8 protein-coding genes are annotated in these 6,467 nt (G+C 49.6%); all 8 read left to right on the top strand.

The genetic code is table 11. The features are described from left to right. Nucleotides 1-81: 81 nt before the first annotated feature. The 8 genes from D889_RS0114555 to D889_RS0114520 all read left to right on the top strand — a co-directional run bounded on the left by D889_RS0114555 (nt 82) and on the right by D889_RS0114520 (nt 6,144). Nucleotides 82-366: a hypothetical protein gene (locus tag D889_RS0114555; protein WP_018962455.1), complete on the top strand. Its 285-nt coding sequence runs from the start codon at nt 82-84 to the stop codon at nt 364-366. Between the two features lie 141 nt (nt 367-507). Continuing rightward, complete coding sequence (locus D889_RS0114550) at nt 508-831, top strand: ArsR/SmtB family transcription factor (protein ID WP_010632888.1); 324 nt, start codon at nt 508-510, stop codon at nt 829-831. A gap of 103 nt (nt 832-934) precedes the next feature. Further along, nucleotides 935-1,774: an arsenite methyltransferase gene (locus D889_RS0114545; protein ID WP_010632887.1), complete on the top strand. Its 840-nt coding sequence runs from the start codon at nt 935-937 to the stop codon at nt 1,772-1,774. An 89-nt stretch (nt 1,775-1,863) separates the two neighbouring features. Further along, nucleotides 1,864-2,295: an arsenate reductase (thioredoxin) gene (arsC, locus tag D889_RS0114540; RefSeq protein WP_010632886.1), complete on the top strand. Its 432-nt coding sequence runs from the start codon at nt 1,864-1,866 to the stop codon at nt 2,293-2,295. A gap of 21 nt (nt 2,296-2,316) precedes the next feature. Then, on the top strand, nt 2,317-2,679 hold the full coding sequence (arsD, locus tag D889_RS0114535; protein ID WP_010632885.1) for an arsenite efflux transporter metallochaperone ArsD: 363 nt from the start codon (nt 2,317-2,319) through the stop codon (nt 2,677-2,679). Between the two features lie 17 nt (nt 2,680-2,696). After that, entirely contained in the window at nt 2,697-4,451 is a 1,755-nt protein-coding gene (gene arsA / locus D889_RS0114530; protein WP_010632884.1) for an arsenical pump-driving ATPase, read from the top strand. 22 nt (nt 4,452-4,473) lie between these two features. After that, nucleotides 4,474-4,761 carry an iron-sulfur cluster biosynthesis family protein gene (locus D889_RS0114525; RefSeq protein ID WP_010632883.1) on the top strand — a complete coding sequence of 96 codons (288 nt, stop codon included), beginning with the start codon at nt 4,474-4,476 and terminating at the stop codon, nt 4,759-4,761. Nucleotides 4,762-4,848: 87 nt separating this feature from the next. Beyond that, entirely contained in the window at nt 4,849-6,144 is a 1,296-nt protein-coding gene (locus D889_RS0114520; RefSeq protein ID WP_010632882.1) for an arsenic transporter, read from the top strand. Nucleotides 6,145-6,467: the final 323 nt, after the last annotated feature.

Raw genomic sequence — 6,467 nt, 5'->3', positions numbered from 1 at the left:
TACAAAGGGGCATGAGCTACGCCGAAATCAGTGATCTGACCGGACTGTCCGAAGGGGAAATCGGGAAGCTGGCGAAAGAGGATGCGTGAGCCATCGCCAAAAGAACGCGACGCCATCATCAAATGGCCAAACTCGTATTACGACCGCGGTGTAAAAAAGGGTATTGAGCAAGGTATTGAACAAGGCATTGAGCAAGGTATCAAGCAAGGTATCAAGCAAGGTATCGAGCAAGGGATCAGCAACGGTAAGCGTGCCTCAACGCAGGAATTTGCCCGCAGGTTGTTACAAAGGGGCATGAGCTACGCCGAGGTCAGTGATCTGACCGGCCTCGCGAAAATAGACATTGAAAAGCTAACCGCTAAATGATCTACAGATATCGACTATTCGGATCAGAAGAAGGCAGGAGTTCAAGACGCTCCTGCCTTCTTTAAAAAAATGTAAATAAGTTGATTATTATATAATCAAATAGTAATATAATAATATGAAAATATAAGTGGAGGTTAATTTATGGACACAGTCATTGATGATGTTTCAGAAATGGCATCCCTTCTGAAACTTCTTGGAGATAAGACGCGGCTGACCATTCTTTCCTGTCTGAAGCAGAGAGAACTGTGTGTCTGTGAACTGGTCGATCTGCTGAAAATTTCTCAGCCGGCAATGAGCCAGCAGCTTAAGAAACTGCGCCTTGCCGGAGTCATCCGTGAACGGAAACAAGGGACCTGGGTTTATTACCGGCTGGGTGAACAGCTGCCTGATTATGTGTCGGTCATAATAGACACTCTGCCCGATCAGAATGTTGGCGGCTGCCGGAAACCGGAATGCTGCGGATAAAGTGTCTGAACAGTAAAATCATGAACAAGATGATCTCAAGCAGCGAACGTGATGGATTCGCGTCATCGTCGACTAACGATGCCAATATAAGGGGGGTCAGGATATGGCATTAACTCATGATCAGATCAGGCAAAATGTGCGTCACCGGTACAGACAAATTGCCCTTCAGGATGTATCAGCTTCATCTCCGTCCTGTGCCTGTTCTTCCGATGACGGATGCTGCGGCACTTCGGCTGATCGTAATCACGTGTCGGAACAGCTCGGTTACTCTCCGGAAGAATTAAATGCGATACCAGAAGGCGCTAATTTAGGCCTTGGCTGCGGCAACCCGCAGGCGATTGCGTCATTGAAATCAGGGGAGCATGTACTGGACCTGGGGAGCGGCGGGGGATTTGACTGCTTCCTGGCATCACGCCAGGTGGGCGAGTCCGGACAGGTGATCGGTGTCGATATGACGCCGGAAATGATCAGCAAAGCACGGGCCAATGCAGCCAAAGGCCACATCACCAATACGGAATTCCGGTTGGGAGAAATTGAACATTTGCCTGTTGCTGACCAGTCTATTGATGTCATTCTGTCAAACTGTGTGATCAATCTGTCACCTGATAAACCGCAAGTATTTAAAGAAGCTTTTCGTGTATTGAAAAAAGGCGGCCGGCTGGCGATCTCTGATGTTGTTCTGACAGCTGAATTACCTCAAGAGATCAAGGATGATCTGGACGCGTCCTATTCTGGCTGCGTTTCAGGCGCTTCTTCAATCATTGATCTTCAGCATATGCTGAAGATCAATGGATTTTCACAAATTGAAATAAAACCGAAGGACGAGTCAAAGAAATTCATCAAAGAATGGATTCCGGGAGCGCATATCGAGAAGTACATTGTCTCTTCGACGATTCAGGCTGTTAAGCCGGATGAAAATGTTCCATTGAAAAGACCCGGATAAGTTCCGAAAATAATAAGGATTTCCTGATTCCGAAGTGCTGCGGATGAGGCGTAATAAGCTTGATCGACCAAATGGGAGGCATTATGAACATGGCGAAGAAAATCATTTACTTCCTTTGTACCGGCAATTCCTGCCGCAGTCAGATGGCTGAAGGGTTCGGGAGAAAGTATCTCGGAGACGAATTTGATGTGCGTTCGGCCGGTATTGAAGCGCACGGACTCAATCCGAATACCGTAAAAGCGATGAACGAAGCCGGCGTGGATATTTCCAGACAGACGTCGAAAGTCATTGACCCTGATGTGTTAAACCATGCTTACCTTGTCGTGACCCTTTGCGGGGACGCCGAAGAGCGCTGCCCGTTGACGCCGCCTCAGGTGAGACGGGAACACTGGGGATTTGATGATCCGGCAAAAGCACAAGGCTCGGAAGCCGAAAAATGGGCAGTGTTCCAACGTGTCCGGGATGGTATTGAGAAACGGATCAAACAGTTTGCAGTTGAAGAAAAGTCATTGAATCATTAAGCGCAGTGGAGATGATTTCTAATGAAAAGCATTCAAATTTTTGAACCGGCCATGTGCTGCCCAACCGGCATATGCGGACCAGGTATTGATCCGGAACTGATTCGGATCACCGGTGCGGTGCACAATCTGCGTAAAAAAGGCATCGCCATTTCACGGTTTAACTTGACCGGCCATCCGGGCGCTTTCGCGAAGAATCAAGTTGTCCAGAATTTGATAAAAAGCGACGGTATGGAAGTTCTCCCGGTCACGCTCGTAGACGGTACAGTGGTGAAAAAAGGGCACTATCCAAGTAATCAGGAACTGGCTGAGTGGACACATATATCCGAAGACGAAATCGGTAAAAAGCAACACTTTCAGATTAAATTGAATGTGGTGAACAAGTAGCGAAAGAAGGCTATTTCATGTCTCATTTGTTTCATCCGCAAACCATGGGACTTACCCCGTTTTTATTCTTTACGGGAAAAGGCGGTGTCGGGAAAACGTCAGCAGCGAGTGCGACAGCTGTAGCGCTTGCAGACGAAGGCAAGAAGGTCTTGCTGATCAGCACCGATCCGGCATCTAATCTGCAGGATGTCTTTGCGACCTCATTAACGATGGTGTCTAAAGCCATTGAAGAAGTACCCGGGCTTTACGTATCGAACCTCGATCCGGAAGAAGCGGCTGCCCGCTATCGGGAAAAAGTAATCGGTCCTTATCGGAGCCAATTGCCTGAAGCGGCTGTAAAGCAAATGGAGGAGCAGCTTTCCGGAAGCTGCACCGTGGAAATTGCTGCTTTCGATGCCTTTTCTTCAATGCTGACCGACCCGAGGATTGTTCACGGCTTCGATCACATTATTTTCGACACGGCGCCGACCGGACATACACTGCGGCTTCTGCAGCTGCCCACCGCATGGAGCGGATTTTTGAAGGACAATACACACGGTGCCTCCTGTCTTGGACCGCTTGCCGGTTTAAGTGATAAAAAAGGGCAATACCGGGAAACCGTTCAGGCTCTTGCAGATCCGAAAAAAACGATGCTGATGCTGGTCACTCGCCCGGAAGTCTCAGCCAATAAAGAAGCGGCCCGAGCCTCCGCTGAGTTAAAGAAAATCGGTATCGCCAATCAGTATCTGCTGATCAACGGTCGAATCGGGCAGTCAGGGACAGAGAATGATCCCCTGGCACATGCATTTATAAAGCGTGAACACCAGGCACTTGCCAGTCTCCCGGAAAATTTGAAGGAAATTCCGACCTTTGATATTTCTCTCGCGCCGTTCAACGTGACCGGGGTTGCCAACCTCCGGAAACTTTTCTTTGGATCGCAACCTATTCAAGATCATGCTGCAGTCTCAGAAAATGGAGAAACACATTCACGTTATCCGGACCTTGAGGTATTAGTTAATGATCTGGTGACACGTGGTCAGCGGGTCATCTTTACTATGGGGAAAGGCGGCGTCGGCAAAACAACCGTCGCCCGAAAGATTGCCGCGGCGCTGGCGAAACGGGGAAACCGGGTGCTTCTGACTACCACGGATCCGGCCGGTCATTTTGACCCCATGGATCCACAAGGCGGCAGGCTTACCGTCAGCCGGATTGATCCGAAGAAAGAGGTCAGGGATTATCGGGAGACCGTGTTAAATCAGGCCAAAGAGCACCTGGACGAAGAAGGTCTGGCTTACCTGATGGAAGACTTGCGATCACCTTGTACTGAAGAGATTGCCGTTTTCCGTGCCTTCGCCAATGTGGTGGAGAAAGCAGAGAATGAGATCGTTGTGATTGATACGGCTCCGTCCGGACATACGCTCCTGCTTCTGGACGCCACGGAATCTTATCACCGGGAACTAGCGCACTCAGCGGGGGAGGTCCCTGTCTCTGTGCAGCGGCTGCTCCCTAAATTAAGAGATCCGGCGACAACTGCCGTGATCATTGTCACGCTCGCAGAAACCACACCGGTGTATGAGTCGGAGCGATTGGCAAAGGATCTGAAACGAGCCGGGATCACGCCGACCTGGTGGGTCATCAATCAGAGTTTGGTGGCGGCCGCGACAGCAGATGACGTACTCAAAACCCGTGCACGTGCTGAGACGCCCTGGATCAGGCGTGTTACGGAAGATTCGGAACATCATCTGGTCATTATTCCCTGGATGGACAAAGGTCTGACCGTGAAATCATCTTAATTAGTTAAAGGAGAAGAGCATGATGTTGAAAGTGACTGACGAAGCAAAAGAAATGCTGAACCAGAGTATGAAGGCACATCAATGCGACTGTTTACGTGTTTTTATGAAGCCGGGTTGCTGTGGTATGTCGCTGAATTTTGGCCTTGATACAAAGAAGCCGGAGGAACAGGCAACAGCAATTAATGGCGTTCCCGTGATTATGGATGGGCAGGCTCAGCAAGAGACAGACGGCCTGACGATTAGTGTCGATGAAGGAAAACTGGTCATTGACGGAGGTTCCTGCGGCTGCGGATCTTCCGGCTGCTGTTAAAATGGATTCGTTCACTATTATGGAGTTGGAATCGCTCATTCTGACTCCACTTTAATTTTATTTTTCACTGGAGAAGAGGAAAAGAGAATGTCTGCAGTATTTGCACTAATCGTCTTTTTATTAACATTAACACTGGTGATCTGGCAGCCGAAGAATCTGTCGATCGGCTGGTCGGCCTGCGGCGGTGCCGTTCTGGCTCTGCTTGTCGGGGTGGTTCACTTGAATGATGTCTGGACTGTGGCCGGGATTATCTGGAATGCCACGCTGTCTTTTGTCGCCATCATTATTATTTCGTTGATTCTGGATCACATCGGCTTCTTCGAATGGGCAGCGCTGCACATGGCACGGCTGGCTAATGGCCACGGGATCCGCATGTTCCTTTTTATTTCCGTTTTGGGCGCACTGATTTCTGCCCTGTTTGCCAACGACGGCGGGGCACTCATACTGACGCCGATTGTTCTGGCGATGGTCCGGGCACTGAAATTCGACGAACGGCGCGTTTTTCCATTCGTCATCGCCTGCGGGTTTATCGCCGATACCACATCGCTTCCGCTCGTTGTCAGCAACCTCGTCAATATTGTCTCAGCCGACTTTTTCGGGATTACGTTCAGCCGTTATGCGCTGCATATGCTCCTGCCGACAGTCTTCTCGCTTGTGGCCAGTGTGGCCGTCCTGTATCTCTATTTCCGTAAAGACTGGCCGCATCAGTACGCAATGTCTGATTTAAAGGAACCTGCTTCCGCTTTGAAAGATATCCGCATGTTTCATCTTTCCTGGTTCGTCCTGGTTATTCTCGTTGCCGGGTATTTTGTCAGCAGTCTGTTCCGGATTCCGGTGTCGTTTATCGCGCTGTCGATCGCCTTTATCTTCCTGTTTCTCGGCAGCCGCAGTCCGGCCATACATACGGTAACGATCCTGAAAAGTGCGCCATGGGCGATTGTCTTCTTCTCCTTAGGAATGTACGTGGTCGTCTACGGGCTGAGAAATGCCGGGATCATTCAGCTGCTTGCCAATGTGATTGAAGCCGGGACAAAGGGCGGACTCTTTGCCGGAACGCTGATCATGGGTTTTGTGTCGGCCGTTCTTTCAGCGGTCATGAACAATATGCCTACGGTGATGATCAACGCGTTATCCATTGATGCGACACCAATTACCGGGCTGATGCACCATGCGCTCGTCTATGCCAACGTCGTCGGCGCCGACCTCGGCCCGAAGATGACCCCGATCGGCTCTCTGGCCACACTTCTGTGGCTCCATGTCCTGTCGGAAAAAGGAATCAAAATCAGATGGGGCCAGTATTTTAAAATCGGCATTGTCATTACACTTCCTGTACTGTGTATCACCCTGATCGGCGTGTATCTCTCAGTATTGCTGTTTGCATGAAGGGGCGCGGTCGTTCAAAATGGAAAAAGGATCAGAATTATTTAGGGAAGTTGATCCTATTTAGGGAAGTTGATCCTATTTAGGGAAAAGTTATAATGAACGAAACTAGCCCCACTATCGCAGCAACGTGGGTTGATTGAAGTACAATAAAAATGCATCAAGGACTTCAAACAGAGCCACAACGCGAAGGGAGCTAGCATAATGAATCATAACATAATTTACGTCGGTTTGGATGTTTCTAAGGATAAGATTGCCATGGCGGTCGCTCCGGAAGGCCGGCGCCAGCCGGATTATATCGGGATGATGCCTAATCAGGCTTCGGC

This window comes from Sporolactobacillus vineae DSM 21990 = SL153, assembly GCF_000377985.1.
Taxonomy (GTDB): Bacteria; Bacillota; Bacilli; order Bacillales; family Sporolactobacillaceae; genus Sporolactobacillus; species Sporolactobacillus vineae.
Note: the sequence above shows the minus strand (reverse complement) of the source record. Positions and strands in the feature narration are given on the sequence as shown.

Coding starts and splice junctions, on each gene's coding strand:
- arsC (WP_010632886.1), top strand. CDS start 1,864: ATGGCGAAGAAAATCATTTACTTCCTTTGTACCGGCAATTCCTGCCGC.
- arsA (WP_010632884.1), top strand. CDS start 2,697: ATGTCTCATTTGTTTCATCCGCAAACCATGGGACTTACCCCGTTTTTA.
- arsD (WP_010632885.1), top strand. CDS start 2,317: ATGAAAAGCATTCAAATTTTTGAACCGGCCATGTGCTGCCCAACCGGC.
- D889_RS0114550 (WP_010632888.1), top strand. CDS start 508: ATGGACACAGTCATTGATGATGTTTCAGAAATGGCATCCCTTCTGAAA.
- D889_RS0114545 (WP_010632887.1), top strand. CDS start 935: ATGGCATTAACTCATGATCAGATCAGGCAAAATGTGCGTCACCGGTAC.
- D889_RS0114520 (WP_010632882.1), top strand. CDS start 4,849: ATGTCTGCAGTATTTGCACTAATCGTCTTTTTATTAACATTAACACTG.
- D889_RS0114525 (WP_010632883.1), top strand. CDS start 4,474: ATGTTGAAAGTGACTGACGAAGCAAAAGAAATGCTGAACCAGAGTATG.
- D889_RS0114555 (WP_018962455.1), top strand. CDS start 82: ATGCGTGAGCCATCGCCAAAAGAACGCGACGCCATCATCAAATGGCCA.